Genomic DNA, 17,943 nt, shown 5'->3' with positions numbered 1-17,943 from the left:
AGCGCGCGCCGTACGCGAGGCATCCGGGAACCCGGACCTGTTCACGGTCGCACGAAATCGGACGACGACCGGACCACTTCGGTCCCGGCTGAACTCACCATCGAGTGAGTCAGAACATGAGAATTGCGGACTAACGGTACGGCACTGCTACGGTCTCCGGCGTGCGTCGCGCCTTCCTTGTTCCGGTGTCGGCCGCGTTGACGGCATTGGCGCCGTCCGGCCCGGCGCAAGCAGCTCCGTCTCCTGCCCCGCCGGTGCGTGTCGAGGTCCGCCGGTCGGAAGAGAATCAGCCGCTACTTGCGCTGCCGGTATCCACAACAGAGCTGGGTGGCGACGTCGCGTTCGCCACGCACGGATCGCACAGTTCACACTCGTCGCATACCTCGCACGTGTCGGGTCACTCGTCGCACACCTCGCACCTGTCGCATGTGTCGTCGGTGAACCCGCCGACCGGTGGCGGTGACGGTGTGCCCGATGACCCGACTCCGCAGGATCCGGTGCCGGCGGATCCCGTCCCGGATGATCCCGAGCCGCCGCCGGCCACAACCCATCCGAAGCCGAATCCAAAACCGAAGCCCAAACCAAAACCGAAGCCACGGCCGAAACCGAAGCCGCATTTGAATTCGGAGCCTTCCAGGTCCAGGGTCCACCCGGGTCAGAGTCCGACGACGCGGATGAAGCTGCCGGCCATCGCCCAGGACGCCCCGCTGCCAACGCCGAGCGAAGACCCGGCGCCGAGCGAAGACCCGGCGCCGTGGGACACCCCGGACAACCCGTTGCGGACGACACCTGCGACGACGCTCACCACGGAGGATGCCGCCCCGGCATTCGCCGCTCAGACCAGCCCGGACAGCGACTCGTCGACCCTTGGGTGGGTCGGCCGGTATTGCTGTTTCCTCGTGTTCGCAGGCGTCGGGGCCGCCATCTTCGCCTCCCGGCGCCGCAAGCAGGGCCGCCGTTGACTCGTCCCCTGGAGTCCTCAGATGTCAGATTCCCAGCCCGACGCGGTAATCAGCCTGGACGCTGCCACTCACCCGGCCGACGTCGTGCAGCGCGCCGCGTACCGGTTCAGCGATGTCGTCACCGTCGAGATCAGCCGTGACGGCGACAATCTGATCTGCAAGGTGTACGCCCGCGAGCCGCAACGTCTCGACACCGCGGTGCATGATCTGCGTTCGGAGATCGTCGATCAGGTGCTGCGCGCCCGGATCCGGGAGGAAACGCAGGACGTCCGCAATCTCGTTCTGGCGGTCGCGTTCTCGCGCACGGGATTGTCGGAGTCCGGCGCATGAGGCAGCGCGTCGTCCTGGAACGCCCGAGCGGGCCGCTGGAGCATCTGCCGTTCCGTTTCGAGCGCTGGGCGGACGGTCGTGTGCTGGTCACCAACATGGTCGGCGAGCACGTCTTCCTGAGCGGCGACCAATTCACCTCCCTCGCAGAACTGCGCGTCCAGGATCCGGCTCTACTGCGCACTCTCCGCGCCAAACACATCATTCGCGTACGCGGTGAAGAGCTTCCCGTCGAACTGATCGCGCTGAAGTATCGGACGCAACATCATCGGCTGGCGGACTTCACGGGCCTGCACATGTTCGTGGTGACGCTGCGGTGTGAGCACTCCTGCGGCTATTGCCAGGTGTCGCGGCGAACTCCGGCCCGTACCGGATATGACATGTCTCCGGAGACTGCGCTGGCCGCCGTGGATGCCGCGTTCCGTTCGCCGTCGCCGCAGCTGAAGTTCGAATTCCAGGGCGGCGAACCGCTCCTCAACATGGACATCGTGCGGCTGGTGGTCCGCCGGGCAACCGAACGCAATCGTACGGAGGGAAGGCAGCTCGCCTTCGTGATCGCGTCGAACCTCGCTCTGCTGGACGACGATGTGCTGGACTTCGCGGACGAGCACGACGTCTACTTCTCGACCTCCCTGGACGGCCCGCGGGATCTGCACGACCGTAATCGTCCCCGGCCCGGCCGCGACAGCTGGGAACGTGCGCTGGCCGGCATCGAACGCATCCGGAAGCGGCTCGGCGACCACCGGGTCAGCGCGCTGATGACCACGACTGCGGCAAGCCTCGGTCGTGTACGGGAGATCATCGACACGTACCTGGAGCACGATTTCCGCGACGTGTTTCTGCGCCCGGTCTCGCCGTATGGGTTCGCCTTACGCCCCCGGCAGCGCAACGGCTACGACATGAGCTCGTGGATCGACTTCTACACCGAGGGCATGGACTACATCCTCGACCTCAACGCGCGAGGAATCCCAGTCGTGGAGACGTACTCGGCGCTCGTCCTCAAGAAGATGCTGACCAACGCGAATCCTGGCTACGTCGACCTCACCTCACCGGCCGGAATCGGCATCGGCGCGCTGGTCTACAACTACGACGGCGCCGTGTACGCCTCCGACGAGGGACGGATGCTGGCCGAGAACGGCGACACCACGTTCCGGCTCGGCCACCTCGCCCACGATTCGTACGAGACGTTGATGACCGGCGCGGCGCTGCTGGACCCGCTCGAGGAATCGTTCACGGGAAGTGCCCCGCAGTGCTCGGACTGCGCATTCGAGCGCTGGTGCGGCGCCGATCCGGTGTTTCACCACGCGACCGCCGGCGACTATCTCGGCCGCAAACCCGAGTCCGCGTTCTGCCGCCGCAACACCGCAGTCTTCCGGTACCTCCTCGACCGCTACTCTTCCGATCCGCGGGCGCGGGAACTGTTCCGCAGGTGGGCCGCCCGATGATTGCATTGCGCGGCCGTACACTTTCCGCCACCCTTGCCGAGCCACTGAGCCGCGAGTTGTTCCGCCTCGTCGAGGGTCCTGCGGTTGCCCCGGACGAAGCAGTCATCGGTTCGTCCGGCACGGCATCCACGCTGAACGTCCGGCGGTCCTCTGACAGCCCGGGGCTCAACGCCATCGTGCTGCCACCGCAGCTGGACTATCTGAGCGCCGGCGACATCATCGCCGTCTCCCCCACCGGTACGCAGGTGGAGGCGATCTGGCGATCCCGGGTCCCGCACAACAGCGTGTTGCTCACCGAGCGCTGCGACAACTATTGCCTGATGTGCTCGCAACCGCCGAAGGACCGCGACGACTCCCGGCTTCTGCGCCGAGCCGCCTCACTCGTCCGCATGCTGCCGCCGACCGCCGTAGAGCTGGGTTTCACGGGTGGCGAGCCCACCTTGTACGGCAGCGGGCTGGTCTCGTTACTCCGGACCACCACCGAATGTCTGCCCAGCACCGAAGTCCACCTGCTCTCGAACGGGCGTCGCTTCGCCGACCCCGCTTTCGCCGCAGAGTACGCGACCATCGGCAACCCGCGTCTGATGATCGGCATCCCGGTGTTCGGCGCCGAGCCGTCCCTGCACGACTTCGTGGTCCAGGCCCGCGGCGCGTTCGACGAGACGATCAAAGGCATCCTCGCGCTCGGCCGGCACAGGCAACGGATCGAGATCCGGGTCGTGTTGCAGAAGCACACCGCGCCGGCGATCGTGGAGATCGCCGAGTTCATCGCCCGCAATCTGCCGTTCGTGGAGAAGGTCGCCCTCATGGGGCTGGAAATGACCGGCCTGGCCCGCGCCAACCTGGACGAGGTGTGGATCGACCCACACGACTACCGAGCGGGTCTGGCCGAAGCGGCGTTACTCCTCAGGCACGCCGGAGTACGCACCGACATCTACAACCACCAGCTCTGCGTCCTGGACCGCCGGGTGTGGTCGCTCGCGGTCCGTTCCATCAGCGATTGGAAGAACGAGTACCTGCCGGCCTGCAAACCCTGCTCCGTGCGGCACCGTTGCGGTGGCCTGTTCACCTCGTCGGCGAAGCACCGCAGCAGCGACCACATCACACCCGTTCTGGTCGCCTGATCTGCGGTTGACGGCTACTCAGCGGACCTTGCGCTAGGCAGGATCGCGCGGATGGCCTCTGGCGTGCGGACGACGGCCGCTCCCCCGTCGTCGGTGGTGATGATCGGACGCTGGATCAGCACGGGTTCCTGGAGGAGCGCATCGATCCATCGCGACCGGTTGTCCTCGTCCCGAGGCCACGAGTCCATACCCAGTGCCACCGCGGCGGGCTCGCCGAGCCGGGCGATGTGCCAAGGCTGCAGCTCCAACCGCGCCAAGACGGTTTCCAGTTCGGCGCGGGTGGGCGGTTCGTCGAGGTAGCGGCGCACCGTGTACGACGCACCCGCCTCGTCGAGCATCTCTGTCGCGGCGTGGCACTTCGAGCACTCGGGATTGACCCAGATTTCCACGCTCGCCATGATGCCCGATCCTCCAGTGCGGTAGGAGGGATTCGAACCCTCTCAGCAATGCACCTGCTTTACAGGCAGGCCCGACTCTCCAGCGTCGGCGCTACCGCTCGGGGAGAAACGGCCGCGACGCAGGGAGAGCTGCGCTTAGTGGCCGCGATCGACGTAATAGAGCACGACGAGAGTCTCCGTGATCCCCGACCGCCTCGCCAGCGATTTAGCCACGCGCCGGGCCCTCGTCGATGAGAGTGAACGTCGTCTTCAGCGGCCCCTCGACGACGAGCTCCCCACCGGAGGTCACCTGCAGGTACGCACCCTGGTTGCTGATCGCGTACGTGGAGGGGCCTTGCGGGGTGATGGTGAAGAGCTGGCCGGCGCGGGCCGGGTCGCAGGGGGATGTGGTCACGGTGCGCGCGCCGGCCAGCAGGCACGACGCCGAGGATGTCTTGATCAGGTACTTGTCGCCCGTCGGGGTGAGGATGAAGCGGTCGCTGCCGCCGATGCTGACCGCCGCTCCTGGGACCGGTTGGATGGTCACCCGGCGTTCGCCCGTCAACAGGGAGGCGGGGGCGGTGAAGGCGACCGGGCGGCTCACCTTGCGGCCTGTCGCGGTGCAGGCCTGCTGGGTGAGCAGCAGGCCTGCGGCCAGTACGCCGACGAGCACGGTGCAACGCTGGGTCCGCACGGGATTCTCCAAGTCGATGGGGTCCGACGCCGGCCCATGCTCGTCGCTCCGTGGGCGACCGTGTCAGCACGTCGTGAACGGTGGCACGAATCCTGGAGATCGGATCAGCGCAAGAAGGTCAGCACCCGCTCGGTCAGCAGCGCCGCGGCCTGTGGGTCGTACGACGGCAGGCTGCTGTCCGCGAACAGATGCTGGTCGCCCGGGTAGACGAACAACGACGCCGCCGGGGTGGATGCCGCGAGCTCGCGGGCCGCGTCCAGGTCTCCCGATCCGGCGAACTCCTCGTCGCCGTCCATCCCGTGGATCTGCACCGGCACGTCCGAGGGCCACGGGCCGCCGAACTCCGACGGCGGGAAGCAGGCGTGGAAGAGCAGGGCTCCGCGCGCGCCGGGCCTGGTCTGGGCGAGTTGCTGCGCCGGCAGCACTCCGAGGGAGAAGCCCGCGTACACGAGGTTCTGTGGCAGGTCGGCTGCTGCGGCCGTACCCCGGTCGGCGATCGTGCTGAAGCCGGTCTGCCGGGCGTAAGCGACTCCCTCGTCGAGGGTGGTGAAGGTCCGGCCCTCGTAGAGGTCCGGGACGTGAACCGTGTGACCCGCCTGCCGCAGGGTGCCGGCGAAGGCCTGGACGCCCGGGGTCAGGCCCTGCGCGTGGTGGTAGAGCAGCACGTCAGCCATGCCTCGATCATGCCGCAGCCGACCCGGTGATCAGTTTTTTTGCACCTTGACTTAAGGGTCGGCAATAGCGAGGCTTCACCACGTCGGCACCCGTCGATACCTTCTAGGAGGCTCTGTGAGGCGCTCTCTGACCGCGGCGCTGGCGGTTCTGACCACGGCTGCCGCGGCTGTGCTCAGCCCCGCCGGACCCGCCGCGGCGACCCATCGCGGCCAGCCCGTCACCGGGACATACTCGGCCGGCGCTGCCAAGGCTTGGCAGCCGCTGCCCACCACGTACGTCGGCAGCGATGCCGGCTCCCCCACCGATGCGACCGTCGTCGTGGATCCCAGCCAGGTGCGGCAGCGGTACGCCGGCATCGGGTTCTCGATCGACGAGACCAGTGTTTCCAACCTGTGGAAGCTGACGCCCGCCAAGCGGGAGGAGGCGATCCGGCTGCTGGTCGATCCGCGATCCGGCGCCGGGCTGGACCGGTTCCGGCTCACCATCGGCAGCCCGGACCTGATCGAGCACCTGCCGTTCTGGTCCTACGACGAGCTGCCCGCCGGGGTGACCGAGGACTTCGGGCTTAAGCACTTCTCCATCAAGCGCGACGTCGACCTGCACATCGTCGACACCGTCAAGCTGATCCAGCGCTACAACCCGCGGGCGACGTTCTTCGCCTCGGCGTGGAGCGCGCCCGCGTGGATGAAGACCAACAACCAGTTCACCGGGCAGGTGGCCCTGCTGCCGGGCAGCACCACCGCGTACTACCAGGCCGGGAAGCTGCGGGACGACTGCATCGACGTCTTCGCCCGCTACTACGTGAAGTATCTGCAGGCGTACGCCCGGCACGGCATCCGGATCGACGCCCTGACCCTGCTCAACGAGCCCGGGATGGACGTGGTCTACCCGGCCATGGACATCAGCGTCGCGCAGCAGCAGAAGCTCGCCGTGGCGATCAAGCGGGAGCTGGCCGCCGCCCGGTTACGGACCAGCCTCTACGTGCACGACTTCAACTTCTGGGACTGGCGCGACCCGAACAGCACCGAGACCAAGAACTACTACCGGATCTTCGACGACCCGAAGGCGCTCGCGGCGGCGGACGGCATCGCGTTCCACCCGTACTGGGGTGACCCGGCCGTCATGCGCGAGGCCTACGAGCAGTACCGCAAGCCCGTACACATGACCGAGACCAGCGATCTCAACCCCGCGACCATCCTGAGCTTCTTCCGGCTGGACGCCAGCTCCTACATCATGTGGGCGCAGACGACCGACCAGGACGGCGGCACGCTGCACTGGACCGACAAGCGGGACAACAATGTGGACTGGGAGGAGGTCGGCCGCACCACCAAGTGGCCGAACCGCCTGGTCAAGGTCAACACCACGACCCGCGATTTCACCGTACGCGACGAGCTGTACGCCATGGGCCAGTTCGCGCGCTACCTGACCCCGCGGCACGTGCGGGTCGAGTCCAGCGCGGCCACCGCCGGGGTGAGCAACGTCGTCTACCGCGACGGCAACGACTATGTGGCGATCCTGGGCAACACCAACACCACCGATTCGACGGTACGCGTAGTGCTCGCCGGCCGTTCGTTCGTGGCGAAGGTCCCGGCCGGCTCATACGCCACGTACCGGTGGACGGCTCACGTGCCGCCCAGGCGCAACCATGCACCGGTCCTGCGGAACGTCGCCGACGTGACCGCCGACCAGTACGGCACCGCGCAGGTGCGGCTGACGGCGACCGACCGGGACCGCGACCGGCTCGCCTACTACGCCGTCGACCTGCCCGAGGGCGTCACCGTCGACGCGGCGACCGGGCTGGTGACGCTGCACCCGACGACGGCAGGCACCCAGGACCTGACCTTCTACGTCACCGACGGCAGGGCCCGCGACGAGGTCACCGTGCACGTCACGGTGGTGCCGAAGGGCGCGCCGATCGGGGTGAAGGTCGAGGCCGAGGCGTACACCGGGCAGCACGGCTGGACCGACGGCGGGCCGAACTTCGTCGAGAACAACCCGTCCGCCAGCGGTGGCCGCAACGTCGGCTGGACCGCGCCCGGCAACTGGCTGACGTACCGGATCGACGTGGCGAAGGCCGGCACCTACGACCTGGAACTGCGGGTGGCCAACGGCACGGGCGCGGTCGCCACGGACGCGGTGTCCTTCCGGGATGCGGCGGGAGCCGTCCTGGCCAAGACGTCGGTGCCGGACACCGGCGGCTGGGGCACCTACCAGTCGGTGCACGCGACGGTCGACCTGGCCGCGGGCGACCAGCTCGTGACCGTCTACTGCGAGACCGGCGGCTTCAACCTCGACTACTTCCGCCTGTCCAGCTAGGACCCGCCCTGCCGGTCATGCATGGCCGAGGCCGTCATGACCGGCAGAAGGGGTCTACACACAGACGACGCAGGTGCCGTTCGGGTCGTCCGGCGGCGGCGAGACCACGGCGACGACCGGGTTCGGGTTGTCCCCGGCGGGCCGGGCGGCACCTGCGTACGCCGCGAAGACGAGCGCCAGGGCCGTGAACACTGCGACAAGGGTTACGAGCAACCGGGAAGACATCAGGACTCCGGATCGAGAATGTCGACTTCGGACGAGAGGGAGGGTGGCGCGACGACCCGCAACGAGCCGAGCGCCAGCCCCAGCTGGAACCGGTTCTCCACGCCGAGACGGTCCATGAGGCTACGCATGATGCCGGTGATCGAGCGAGCGCTTATCCGCATGCGCTCCGCGGCGGTGTGATCGGTGTGGCCGGCGGCGAGCAGGGTGATCAGCGCCCGCTCCCGGTCGGACAGGACGATCGGCGCGACGGTGGGCTGCTGCGTGACCGCCGCGGCCGCCCAGCGGCGATCGAAGAGGCCGCACAGCGCCTGCACCACAGGCGTACGGCTCACCTCGAGGTAGCCGCGCTCCAGGTCCTGCGGGTCGGCGGGGAAGAGCGCCGTCCGCCGGTCGATGAGCAGCAGCTTCAGCGGCACCTCGTCGGCCTCGCGGCGCTGGAATGTGGTGCCGTTGATGAGATGGCCACTGACGTCCAGGGAGTCGCCGTCGGCCGGCGGCATGGCGAGCACGCGCAGGGTGACGCCGCGCTCGTACAGCTCCATGTCCAGCGGTGCCGCGGCGCGTGCGGAGGTCGCGTCGATGACCTGCTCATTGCTCATCGAGAGGACCTCGCGGACCGGCCCGCGGAGCACCTCGCCGAGGCGGTGACGGGTCTGCTCGCGGCTCACCAGGTACCGCATGTCGTCGGCGAAGGTGCCGCCCAGGCCGGGGAAGACGCCCAGGGGCAGGGCGGCGCCGGCGGCGGAGCTCCGCAGGGCGTGCACCACTCCGTGGTGCGAGGTCGCCTTCGTCCGCCCGTCCACGAGACGCAGCCGGCGCGACCTGAGCATCGACACCACGGCGGCCGGGCGCCGGGCGGTCCAGATGCGTGTCGTGGTGCGACTGTCATCCGTGGACACCGCCGCCCCGGCCTCGCGCAGCTCGGCGAGTGCCTCGGCGGTCCGGCGGCCGGGCAGCCCCAGCTCGACGGCCAGGGTGCGCTCGGTCCTGGGGCCGAACGTCACGAGGGTACGGAAGACGAGATCGGCGTCGCTCGTCAGTCCCCAGCGGACCAGGGAGGGTACGGCGGCGCCGAGAGGGACCGGAGTGGTCGTCACTCCATTGATTCTCATCTACGGCGTCAATCGTCGCTTCCGACGGACGGACCCGGAACGTTGGCCTTGCGGAGGAACCCCAGCGCGAGCCCGAGCTGGAAGCGGTTGTCCACGCCGAGCCGGTCCATGAGGCTGCGCAGGATGTTGGTCACGGACCGCGCGCTGATCCCGAGCTGTGCGGCCGCGGACACGTCGGTGTGTCCCTGGGCGAGCAGGGCCACCAGCTCACGCTCGCGGTCGGACAGGGTGATCTTCGGCAAAGCTGCAGCTCCGTTCGGGTGTGGCGGCACGGCGGCATGCAACCACAGCCCCGCGCCGGCGGTCCATACCTGCCGGATTTGCGGCATGCCGTTGCGGAAAACGGCACCCGTACGCTTCTGGATCCCGCAAATTTGCGTCCGCGCAACGGTCGTCCGTTGACCTACCCACCGAAAGCTCAGCAATCTGGCATCGCACGCCGGACCCGGCTCCACGCCCGGCCGGCGAGCACCGAGCGCAGAAGGTTCCGCAACGCTGTCACCGGACGCGCGGCCCGGCCCGTCAGGAAGGGCAGGGACCGTGCGAGGGACGAAGCACCCCGCCGCCACGAGCACCGGGTAGGACGGACCGGGCGGACCGGCTCCGACGTTCAGACGGGGGACGTCGGAACCGGTCCGCCCGTTTTACCGATTCCTGACCATGATCATGGTGGTCTGGTGCGTAATGGTGGGAATGAAGAAGGTCCTCGTGTTCCTCGCCGCCCTGATCGTCCCGTTCTCCGCCGTCGCCCCGGCCCGCGCCACACCCGGCGCACCGGCGTCCCCGGCGTCGACCACACCGCCGTACCACGTGGTGCGGCCGGGCGAGACGATCAAGAAGATCGCCGCGGTGTACCACATCACCCCCGCCCAGCTGCGCGCCTGGAACGGCATCAGGAAGCCGAACCAGCCCAGCGTGGACGGCGTGCTGCACGTCGCGAAGCCGCAGACCACCCTGACCGGCTGGCGCTCCCGGGTGGAACAGGTGACACCGGCCGCGGTCAACTGGGACCCGAAGAAGAAGTGCCCGGTCCTCCCCGCCGACCTCCGCAAGGTCTGGGTGACGTACATCGACTTCTACGGCGTCGCCCGCAGCGGCAGCATCGTCGTCCACAAGGCGATCGCCCGCCCGGTGCAACGGGCCTTCCTCACGCTCTACCGGATGCGCTTCCGCATCATGGGCATGAGCCCGATGTCCCTCAACGCCCCGTGGATCACGGACATGGCGACGGTGACGTCGGGCTACAGCTGCCGGAAGGTGGCCGGGAGCAAGACGCTGTCGCAACACGCGTACGGGCTGGCCATCGACGTCAACCCGGTGCAGAACCCGATGATCCGAGGCACCTACATCGACCCGAGAGCCGGCGTGGACTTCCTGGCCCGCAGCCCGTACCGGCGCGGCATGATGCACGCGGGCGGCGCCGTCCGAGCGTTCACGGCGAACGGGCTGCACTGGGGTGGACGCTGGCGCACCCTCAAGGACTACATGCACTTCAGCACCACTGATCGTTGATGACCAGGGCTGTCTATCGCCTGCGACCGATCATGCTGCCGACGGCGTTGAGGAAGATGCCCGCCAGGAAGAGAGCGCCGCCCAGCGGCACCCATGGCTTCCACTCCACGTCCGGCGGGGCCGGGACGCCGTCGCCTGCCTGCGAGGCCACCTGCTCGATGACGAGGTACACCACATAGGCGATCATGGCGAAGCCGGCGATCAGCGCGGTCGATCCGAGCGCCACGCAGAATCGGCCGGGAGTCCGGAGGGTGTGGTAGTACGGCCGGCCGTCCTCGAACCGGTAGTTGTCACGACCGACGTAGTCGCCTCCGCGCGTGTCGACTCGGAAGTTGTCGCGGCCGACGTACGGGCCGCCTCCGGTGTTGACGGTGTTGCCGTAGTGGTTGCGCTGGTCCGAGCGCGTGTAGTTGACGGTTCCGCCTTCGGTGTACCAGCCGCCACCGGTGTCGATCCTGCGCCGGTCCGGTCCGGTCATCGCGACACGTCCGATCCCTGCCGCTGACCGAACAAGCCGGCCACCCGCTCGGCGGCCGCTCGCGCCGCGAGGGCCACACCGGCGGTCGGGTCCACGAGACCCGTGGCGAGGGCCGCAGCGACATCGGGCACCAGCCCGGCCAGCGTACGCAGGGTTCGGCCGATCACCTGCGAGTCGCCGTCGTTGCCCCTGGCGACCTCCGCCTCGATCTGGTCGACGGACGCGTGCAGCAGGCCCGTGTCGAGATCGTCGTCGGCCAGGGTGTCGATCCTGCGCCTGGCTTCGGCGAACACCGAGGCCAGATCCGCGGTCGTGGTGTGGTGAAGGTCGCGGCCGGCGTAGTCGCCGTGGTGGTAGGTCCCGTTGTTGATCGAGGTGTGGTGGACAGTGCCGCCCTCGGTGTACCAGCCGCCGCCGGTGTTGATCGTTCGGGAATCCGCCATGATCCACTCCTCGTGAGACCGTTCGGGTTGGTATGAGGCGATGGAGGAAAGGCTAGGCGGCGGCCGACGAGGGCCAGGCTGGATCGCCGGGGATTCACCTGTCGGCAATCGGACGCGGGGCCGCTGCTCAGCGCGGCTCCAGGATGGCGACCAGGAAGTCGGAACCCTCGGTGAACGGGCGCAGGTCCCACGTTCCCAGCAGGACCGCCGGCTGCAGACCGGCGCCGGCCGCGTCGTCGAGGAAGTCGTCGAAGGCGTACCCGCGGCCCGCGCCGAAGCCGATCACCACCCGGCCGCCGTCGGCCAGGTGGGCCCGTAGCCGGCGCAGGATCTCGGCCCGGGTGCCGGGCGCCACGAAGGTCATGACGTTGCCGGCGGAGACGATCACGTCGAACCGTTGCGGCAGGTCCAGTTCCACCAGGTCGCCGACCAGCCACCGGATGCCCGGGTGATCCTCCCGGGCCGCCGCGATGAGCTCGGGGTCGAGGTCGACGCCGGTCACGTCGTGGCCCGCCGCTGCCAGGTGGCCGCCCACCCGGCCGGTGCCGCAGCCCGCGTCGAGGATCCGGGAGCCGCGCGGGACCATCGCGTCGATCAGGCGGGCCTCGCCGGCCAGGTCGGCTCCCTGCGCGGCCATGGTCCGGAACCGGTCGATGTACCAGCGGGAGTGGCCGGGGTTCTCCGCGAGCTTCTGCAGCCAAAGGTTGTCCACGTCTCGCACCCTGCCAGACGTGGACAGGCCCGGCCCCGCGGAGGGACCGGGCCTGTGAAGTGAGTCGTCACCAGTGACGGTAGTTGTCCTGGGACTGCGCGTTGAACTCGTCCGTACGGGCGCGGCGCGCCAGGTTGGTGCGGATGTCCTTGAGCTCGAGGACGTCCACGCCCTTGGTGATGTCGTTGGAGTAGATGAAGCCGTTGTACCAGTACGCCGACCAGGAGCCGCCGAGGACGAACTGGGTGGCCGAGATCGGGCCGCGCTCCCAGTAGGCGATCTCCTTGGGGGCCCGCGAGTCGGTGAAGTCCCAGACCGAGACGCCACCCTGGTACCAGGCCTGCACCATGATGTCGCGGCCCGGCACAGGGATCAGCGAGCCGTTGTGCGCGACGCAGTTCTCGGTGTCGGTGTTGGTCCGCGGGATCTTGAAGTAGCTGCGGAACTCCAGCCTGCGGTCGGCGCCACGGCCCACGATGTCGTAGACGGCGTCCGCGCCGCGGTTCGGGCCGATCTGCGGGTTGCAGGTCGCCATGCCGCCGCCGCCGAGCTCGTCGGTGAAGACCACCTTGGTGGCGCTGTTGTTGAAGGTCGCCGAGTGCCAGAAGGCGAAGTTCTCGGTGTCGCGGACGGTGGTGATCACCCGCGGGGCGGAGCGGACCGAGATGTCGAACAGCACGCCGTCGCCCATGCAGGCGCCCGCGGCGATGTCCTTCTCCGGGTACGCCGTGATGTCGTGGCACCCGGTCGTCGGCGACTGGCCGGCGGGCCCGCCGGGGTATCCGCCGTCCGGGAAGAGCACAGGCGTGGCGACGACCGCGGCGGCGGCCGGGTCGGCCCGGGGCACCCGCACGATCGAGATCTTGTCGTGCGGCAGCGGGCAGTTGGGCTGGTCGGCCGCGGCGAGGTTGTACGACGACACGTAGATGTAGACCGAGTTGTCGCCGGCCTTGCCCGGCACGAGCGTCTGGGTGTGCGAGCCGCACGTGGTCTTGACCGACTTCAGGTACCGCGGTGTCAGCGGGTCGCTGATGTCGAAGATCTTGATGCCTTCCCAGCGGTCGCCGGGTGCGGTGGCCGTCGAACCCGTGTTGTCGCACGAGTCGTTCGTCCGCTGCGAGTCCGTACCGAGGAACAGCAGGTTGCCGCTGACGGAGACGTCGTTCTGGGAGCCGGGGCAGAGGACCTGGGCCGCGACGGCGGGGGCCTTCGGGTCGGTGATGTCGTAGACCGTGAAGCCGTTGTAGTTGCCGCCGTACGCGTACCGGCCCTGGAAGGCCCAGTCGGTGTTGAACGACGTGCTGAACGGGCCCGTCTTCGGCAGGTACGCGACCTGGTTGATATTCGGCGTGCTGGCGACCTCGTCGACACCGGGCGGTGTGCCGGGGTCGGCCGGGGCATGCGCCGCTCCGCTGGCCGGCGCCGCCAGGAGCCCGACGACGACCGCCGCCGCGGTCACGGAGGCCAGGCGCTTGAACTGCCGCCCTCGTGGGGCAGAGTGCTTCATGGAGCTCCTTCCGGCTTTCCGCGCACCGAGGGGCAGGGTGATGTCACTTTCGGTACGCATTCACCATCGTCGCTACATTAGTGCTCCGGCACTGAACCGGGGAAGTAGGGAAGGGAATCGATGAACCGGCAGAAGGCAACGACGCTGGTCGCCGCCGCGGTGGTGGTGCTGGCCGCCGGAGGCGCGGCGTTCGCCGCACGCTCCGGTGGGGGCGGATCGGCTGCGGCACCGCGCGCCACGGCCGTTTCCGCGTCTCCGCAACGCGTCGTCCTGCCCGGCAAGCCGGGCGAGCCGGCGGTGGTGACGGATTCCGACCGGGTACGGGCGCCGGACGGCTCGACGTACAACTCGATCGACACCACCTTCGTCCAGATGATGATCGTCCACCACGGACAGGCGATCGAGATGGCGAAGCTCGCCGCCGGCCGGGCTGCCAGTCCCGAGCTGAAGGCCCTGGCGGACCGCATCGGCGCTGCCCAGGCACCCGAGGTGGCGTGGATGCGCGCCTGGCTGCGGGACCGCAAGCTACCGGCGAGCGACCCCGCGCACGACCACCGCACGATGCCCGGCATGCAGTCCGACGCCGACATGACGGCGCTCGCCGCACTCACCGGTACGGCCTTCGACCGCAGGTTCGTGACGATGATGAGCGCCCACCACCGCGGCGCCATCCGGATGGCCGGCGACGTGCTGGGCGGCGGCAGTGATCAGCAGCTGCGCGAGCTGGCCAACGAGATGGCCGTCGAACAGGGCAGTGAGATCCGGCGGATGGAGCAGCTGCGGATCACGTGAGCAGCTCCGGCAGCTCTGCCACCGAGGCGATCACATGGGCGGCACGGGGCAGGTCGCCGCGGTCCCGCTGGTCGGCGTACTTGCCGGTGCGGACCTGAACGGAGCGCGCGCCGGCCTCGTTCGCCATGGCGATGTCCGTCGTCCGGTCGTCGCCGACCACCCACACCTCGTCGGCATCCCCCGCGGCCAGGCGCAGGAACTCGACGCTCGGCTTGCCGAGGAGGCGCGCCCGGGTCTCGGCGGCGTACTCGACCGCGGCGACGATCGCGCCGGTATCGAGATGGTCGCCGTCAACGCCCCGGGAATACCGCCCGAGCTGGAGGGCGATGAGCTCCGCGCCGGCCCGGACGGCCCGGAAGGCGGCGTCCAGGAGGCCGTAGGTCAGCTCCTCGTGACAGTCCCCGATCACCACGTGGGTGATCCGGTCTCCGTCCGTCGCACAGTACGGCGCGAGGTCACCACGGACGCGGTCGTTGGCGAGCAGGAGCGCACGAGGTTCCGCCGCGGCCGCGAGCACGCGCCGGGCGGCGAGGACCGGCGTGAAGACGTCCCCCGGTCCGGCGGGCACGCCCCGCTCCCGGACGCGGGTCAGCATGCTCGCCTCGGACTGCGAGTCGGTGTTCGTGAAGTAGCGGACCACGTGACCGCTGCGGCGCAGGGACAGCACGGCGGGCGCCGCGCCGGGGACGGCGACGCCGCGGTCGTACATGGTGCCGTCGAGATCCACCAGGACCAGGGCCATCAGTCGATCATGACAGGTGCTATTGCATCGATCACGATCCGCTGTCCGGGAGGTGCATCACCCTCACCTCCTTGGATAGGTTGTCCGGTGTGGATGTGCGGGGTGTGCTGCGGCGAACGCGGCTGTCGCTCGTCGCCTCCCTCTTCGTGGCCCTGCTCGGCGGGGCCGGTGCCACCGTCTCGGCCGTTGAGCCCGCGCCCGTTCCGGTCGTGTCCTCGGTCGTCGCGCCCACGGCCGTCGCCCCCGTCACCCATACCGCCTCGGCACCGCTGCCGCCGGACGCCCCCACCGCGCGTCCGGCCACCGTCGCCGTCCCACCGCTCCCAGCCACCGCGCCGGCCCGCCTGACCAGCCAGGTCAGCGGCTTCGCCGGCGGTCCGCGGGCACCTCCCACCACCGCCTGATCGCAACCGGCAGACCCCCGCTCCGCACCGCGGATCGGGGTGGATCGATTACTGGCGCTCGTTGGTGGAAAAGGGACTGGACATGGGATTCGCGTTGGAGCTTCTCGTCGACGACAGCGGCCGGGTGGCGGTCATCTGGCTGACGTTGATCGTGCTGGCCGTCGTCGCCCTGGGCGCGCTCGCCCTGCCGAGCGGCGTGCGCCGCCCGCGGCAGATCACCGCCTGGCTCGCCCAGTCGGCCGCCCAGAAGCAGGCCGATCTGCGGCGCCGGGCCGCCGAGGCCCAGGAGACCATTCGGTACGCCGAGGAGATCGCCGTGGCGGCCCGGGGCGCCGCCGCCACCGCCGAGCGCCGGCGCGAGGAGTGCCAGCAGGCGCAGGCCGTGGTGGAGCAGGCCTGGCAGGCGTGGCAGAACACCGACGCCGCCCTCGAGCGGGCCCGTCGGGCCGCCGCGTACGCGACGCCGGAGCCGGTGGACGTTGACCATGCGGAGCGGGTGCAGGCGCTGCGCCGGGCCGCCCAGGCCGCCTACCGCCGCGGCGACCTCTCCGACACCCAGCTGCTGGACGCGCTGACCCACCGCAACGGGTGGGACGCCACGCTCCACCCCGTGGAGCAGGAGCTCGTGCTCGCCCGGGCGGCGGCCGCTCACCGCTTCACCGCGTACCAGAAGGCACTGGACGCCGAGGACGCCGCCTGGAAGGCCGCCGACGTGGCGACCGCCGCGGTGCGGACGCTGCGCACCGAGGTCATGGCCGCCCAGGCCGTGGCCGACGCCGCCCGGCAGGCACTGCCCGAGGCCGCCCGCGCGCTGCTCGACCGGGCCGAGCGGGACAAGGTCGTGCTCAGTGCCGTGCCCGAAGAGGCACCCCGGGTCGCGATCGAGGCGGCCACGACGCAGCCTGTTCTCATGCAGTCCGACAGCACCCAGGCGGTGGTGACCCAGGAGGTACGCCGTGAGCTGCCGTCCTGGGCGCAGCCGACCGGCGGACGCCCGCGGATCGCCGGGGCGCGCTGACCACCATGCGGATCGCCCTGGTCACCTCCCGCGCCTTCCCGGACCCGCGCTGGCGGGACACCGACAGCGCGCTGGTGGCCGGGGAGCTGCGGGCCCGCGGCGCGACGCCGGAGATCGTCACCTGGGACGGCGGCGAACGCGTGGAGTGGGCCGGCTACGACGCGGTGGTGCTCCAGTCGCCGTGGAGCATGTGGACCCGCCTGTCCGCCTTCGACGAGTGGCTGTGGGCGCGCGAGCTCGACGGCACGCGCCTGCTCAACCCGCTGGACGCGATCGCGCTCGGGTCGAACAAGCGGTATCTGTGCCGGCTCGGCGAGGCCGGCGTACCGATCGTGCCCACGACGCTGGTCGAGAAGCCGGATCCCGGCACGCTGCGCGATCTCTTCCGGTCGGTGGACCCGGCGCGACCCACGCTGGTCGCCAAGCCCATCGCCGCCGGCGGCACCCTCGGCGCCCGCGAGTTCGCCGCGGAGGAGCTGCCCGCGCTCACCGCCTACCTGCGCGAGGTCGGCCCCGCGATCGTCCAGCCGTACATCGCGGCCATCGACACCCACCGGGAGCTCGGCGTCGTCACGCTCGACGGCTCCATCTCGCACGCGGTCACCAAGGCGGCGATCCTGCGCCCGGGCGACCGGGAGCGCGCGTTCCACCCGGACCCACAGCCCTACCCCGGTTTCACCGCCCAACAGGAACGGGTGATCCGGCAGGCGTACGCCGAGCTGCGCACCCTGCTGGTCAACGAGCCCCTGTCGGTGCGCCTCGACTTCATCATCGACCCGGCCTCGCCGTCGGGCCTGCTGCTGCTCGAGGTCGAGATGGTGGCGCCGGTGAAGTTCTTCCCACTCTTCCCGGCGGAGTGCGCCCACTACGCCGAGGCGATCATCGCGCGCGCCGCCGCTTAGGACCTGCAACCGAAGCCGAACGCGGAGGGCAGGTCAGGAGTGCTGCACATCCCCCTAGGGAGCGACCCGTAGAGGAGGCCACTAGGCAGTGTCGCCAAAGGGTCATAGCCATTGCAGCAACGCGGCGATGGTGACGGTGGCCTGGAACGACGTGCTGGTCTTGTCGTATCGGGTGG

At 69.6% G+C, this 17,943-nt stretch carries 21 protein-coding genes and 1 tRNA gene; 10 read left to right on the top strand and 12 right to left on the bottom strand.

Going from position 1 to position 17,943, the window contains the following annotated elements:
• Positions 1–161 precede the first annotated feature (161 nt).
• From AB0J80_RS36380 to hxsC, 4 genes are read left to right on the top strand one after another with little or no spacing between them, the layout of a single operon-like run.
• Positions 162–962: a hypothetical protein gene (locus tag AB0J80_RS36380; protein WP_364714138.1), complete on the top strand. Its 801-nt coding sequence runs from the start codon at positions 162–164 to the stop codon at positions 960–962.
• 21 nt (positions 963–983) lie between these two features.
• Positions 984–1,292 carry a His-Xaa-Ser system protein HxsD gene (gene hxsD, locus AB0J80_RS36375; RefSeq protein WP_364714136.1) on the top strand — a complete coding sequence of 103 codons (309 nt, stop codon included), beginning with the start codon at positions 984–986 and terminating at the stop codon, positions 1,290–1,292.
• A complete protein-coding gene (gene hxsB, locus AB0J80_RS36370) occupies positions 1,289–2,734 on the top strand; it encodes a His-Xaa-Ser system radical SAM maturase HxsB (RefSeq protein WP_364714134.1) in 1,446 nt (481 codons plus the stop codon). The genes hxsD and hxsB overlap by 4 nt, the downstream gene beginning before the upstream one ends.
• Positions 2,731–3,858: a His-Xaa-Ser system radical SAM maturase HxsC gene (hxsC, locus tag AB0J80_RS36365; RefSeq protein ID WP_364714132.1), complete on the top strand. Its 1,128-nt coding sequence runs from the start codon at positions 2,731–2,733 to the stop codon at positions 3,856–3,858. The genes hxsB and hxsC overlap by 4 nt, the downstream gene beginning before the upstream one ends.
• A gap of 14 nt (positions 3,859–3,872) precedes the next feature.
• Here hxsC and AB0J80_RS36360 read toward each other — a convergent pair whose 3' ends face one another.
• The 4 genes from AB0J80_RS36360 to AB0J80_RS36345 all read right to left on the bottom strand — a co-directional run bounded on the left by AB0J80_RS36360 (position 3,873) and on the right by AB0J80_RS36345 (position 5,603).
• Complete coding sequence (locus AB0J80_RS36360; RefSeq protein WP_364714130.1) at positions 3,873–4,256, bottom strand: ArsC/Spx/MgsR family protein; 384 nt, start codon at positions 4,254–4,256, stop codon at positions 3,873–3,875.
• 17 nt (positions 4,257–4,273) lie between these two features.
• A tRNA-Tyr gene (locus AB0J80_RS36355) sits at positions 4,274–4,354 on the bottom strand.
• A 107-nt stretch (positions 4,355–4,461) separates the two neighbouring features.
• Entirely contained in the window at positions 4,462–4,929 is a 468-nt protein-coding gene (locus tag AB0J80_RS36350; RefSeq protein ID WP_364714129.1) for a hypothetical protein, read from the bottom strand.
• A gap of 104 nt (positions 4,930–5,033) precedes the next feature.
• Positions 5,034–5,603, bottom strand: a complete 570-nt coding sequence (locus tag AB0J80_RS36345; RefSeq protein WP_364714127.1) for a dienelactone hydrolase family protein — start codon at positions 5,601–5,603, stop codon at positions 5,034–5,036.
• A gap of 115 nt (positions 5,604–5,718) precedes the next feature.
• On the opposite strand from AB0J80_RS36345, the gene AB0J80_RS36340 reads away from it, so the two are divergent.
• Entirely contained in the window at positions 5,719–7,920 is a 2,202-nt protein-coding gene (locus AB0J80_RS36340; protein ID WP_364714125.1) for a carbohydrate-binding protein, read from the top strand.
• Positions 7,921–7,974: 54 nt separating this feature from the next.
• Here the strand turns inward: AB0J80_RS36340 and AB0J80_RS36335 are convergent, their stop codons facing one another.
• From AB0J80_RS36335 to AB0J80_RS36325, 3 genes are read right to left on the bottom strand one after another with little or no spacing between them, the layout of a single operon-like run.
• The gene (locus AB0J80_RS36335; RefSeq protein ID WP_364714124.1) at positions 7,975–8,112 is read right to left on the bottom strand and encodes a hypothetical protein; all 138 of its coding nucleotides are present in this window, start codon (positions 8,110–8,112) and stop codon (positions 7,975–7,977) included.
• A 32-nt stretch (positions 8,113–8,144) separates the two neighbouring features.
• Positions 8,145–9,242, bottom strand: a complete 1,098-nt coding sequence (locus tag AB0J80_RS36330) for a helix-turn-helix transcriptional regulator (RefSeq protein WP_364714122.1) — start codon at positions 9,240–9,242, stop codon at positions 8,145–8,147.
• 23 nt (positions 9,243–9,265) lie between these two features.
• Entirely contained in the window at positions 9,266–9,499 is a 234-nt protein-coding gene (locus AB0J80_RS36325) for a helix-turn-helix transcriptional regulator (RefSeq protein ID WP_364714121.1), read from the bottom strand.
• 451 nt (positions 9,500–9,950) lie between these two features.
• On the opposite strand from AB0J80_RS36325, the gene AB0J80_RS36320 reads away from it, so the two are divergent.
• Entirely contained in the window at positions 9,951–10,769 is an 819-nt protein-coding gene (locus tag AB0J80_RS36320; protein ID WP_364714119.1) for a M15 family metallopeptidase, read from the top strand.
• A 13-nt stretch (positions 10,770–10,782) separates the two neighbouring features.
• Here AB0J80_RS36320 and AB0J80_RS36315 read toward each other — a convergent pair whose 3' ends face one another.
• From AB0J80_RS36315 to AB0J80_RS36300, 4 genes are all read right to left on the bottom strand, one after another.
• Positions 10,783–11,247 (bottom strand): hypothetical protein, encoded by a 465-nt coding sequence (locus AB0J80_RS36315; protein WP_364714117.1) that lies wholly within the window; start codon positions 11,245–11,247, stop codon positions 10,783–10,785.
• Positions 11,244–11,690 carry a hypothetical protein gene (locus tag AB0J80_RS36310; protein ID WP_364714115.1) on the bottom strand — a complete coding sequence of 149 codons (447 nt, stop codon included), beginning with the start codon at positions 11,688–11,690 and terminating at the stop codon, positions 11,244–11,246. The genes AB0J80_RS36315 and AB0J80_RS36310 overlap by 4 nt, the downstream gene beginning before the upstream one ends.
• Positions 11,691–11,817: 127 nt before the next feature.
• A complete protein-coding gene (locus AB0J80_RS36305; RefSeq protein ID WP_364714183.1) occupies positions 11,818–12,327 on the bottom strand; it encodes a class I SAM-dependent methyltransferase in 510 nt (169 codons plus the stop codon).
• A gap of 142 nt (positions 12,328–12,469) precedes the next feature.
• Positions 12,470–13,909: a hypothetical protein gene (locus AB0J80_RS36300; RefSeq protein WP_364714113.1), complete on the bottom strand. Its 1,440-nt coding sequence runs from the start codon at positions 13,907–13,909 to the stop codon at positions 12,470–12,472.
• A gap of 120 nt (positions 13,910–14,029) precedes the next feature.
• On the opposite strand from AB0J80_RS36300, the gene AB0J80_RS36295 reads away from it, so the two are divergent.
• The gene (locus AB0J80_RS36295) at positions 14,030–14,701 is read left to right on the top strand and encodes a DUF305 domain-containing protein (RefSeq protein ID WP_364714112.1); all 672 of its coding nucleotides are present in this window, start codon (positions 14,030–14,032) and stop codon (positions 14,699–14,701) included.
• Here the strand turns inward: AB0J80_RS36295 and AB0J80_RS36290 are convergent.
• Complete coding sequence (locus tag AB0J80_RS36290; protein WP_364714111.1) at positions 14,694–15,443, bottom strand: HAD hydrolase-like protein; 750 nt, start codon at positions 15,441–15,443, stop codon at positions 14,694–14,696. The genes AB0J80_RS36295 and AB0J80_RS36290 overlap by 8 nt on opposite strands.
• A gap of 71 nt (positions 15,444–15,514) precedes the next feature.
• Here AB0J80_RS36290 and AB0J80_RS36285 point away from each other — a divergent pair, with 71 nt between their 5' ends.
• The 3 genes from AB0J80_RS36285 to AB0J80_RS36275 all read left to right on the top strand — a co-directional run bounded on the left by AB0J80_RS36285 (position 15,515) and on the right by AB0J80_RS36275 (position 17,767).
• On the top strand, positions 15,515–15,847 hold the full coding sequence (locus AB0J80_RS36285) for a hypothetical protein (RefSeq protein WP_364714110.1): 333 nt from the start codon (positions 15,515–15,517) through the stop codon (positions 15,845–15,847).
• A gap of 82 nt (positions 15,848–15,929) precedes the next feature.
• Positions 15,930–16,865 carry a hypothetical protein gene (locus AB0J80_RS36280; RefSeq protein WP_364714108.1) on the top strand — a complete coding sequence of 312 codons (936 nt, stop codon included), beginning with the start codon at positions 15,930–15,932 and terminating at the stop codon, positions 16,863–16,865.
• Between the two features lie 5 nt (positions 16,866–16,870).
• Complete coding sequence (locus tag AB0J80_RS36275) at positions 16,871–17,767, top strand: hypothetical protein (RefSeq protein ID WP_364714107.1); 897 nt, start codon at positions 16,871–16,873, stop codon at positions 17,765–17,767.
• Positions 17,768–17,943 lie beyond the last annotated feature (176 nt).

The organism is Actinoplanes sp. NPDC049548 (assembly GCF_040676695.1).
Taxonomy (GTDB): Bacteria; Actinomycetota; Actinomycetes; order Mycobacteriales; family Micromonosporaceae; genus Actinoplanes.
The sequence above is the reverse complement of the archived record's forward strand: the minus strand, read 5'-3'. Positions and strand labels throughout refer to the sequence as shown.